We start from the raw sequence: 392 nt of genomic DNA, 5'->3' as shown, positions 1-392 counted from the left end.
TCCACTTTCATAATATCCATAAAAGGAACTTTATCCAATTCCCCGTTGCTTGTCTCCATATGTACTCGTCCTGTACGTGAATCCATCGTTTTGATAAGACCACGTACCGTTTCTACACGACCCCAAACCGTTAGCACGATTTCTGAGTTTTCCATTTTCGCTTCCGACAATTGATTCCCTATTTCTTCTAAAACAAACTCGTCGCGCGTTGGTCTTTTTGCAACTTTCGCCTTTGCCATTCTCGCTCCCCCTGCGTTCTAATCACCTAGCCGGCGATATAATTTCTTTAACCCTTCCTACTTGTCCATCGGTTAGTCTAACTTTTATCCCATGTGGATGTGTCGGTGAATTCGTTAATAAGTCTTTCACAATTCCTCGTGTTAGCTTTCCGC

2 protein-coding genes are annotated in these 392 nt (G+C 43.1%); both read right to left on the bottom strand.

What is annotated here, in order from left to right:
- A partial coding sequence (locus tag AC1DUA_RS40885) for a YolD-like family protein (protein WP_477505046.1) occupies window positions 1–239 on the bottom strand: 239 nt, incomplete at its 3' end.
- Window positions 240–261: 22 nt separating this feature from the next.
- On the bottom strand, window positions 262–392 hold a 131-nt coding region (locus AC1DUA_RS40880), incomplete at its 5' end, for a YwbE family protein (protein WP_477505047.1).

It is taken from the genome of Paenibacillus sp. 01T422, assembly GCF_056398785.1.
The sequence above is the reverse complement of the archived record's forward strand: the minus strand, read 5'-3'. Positions and strand labels throughout refer to the sequence as shown.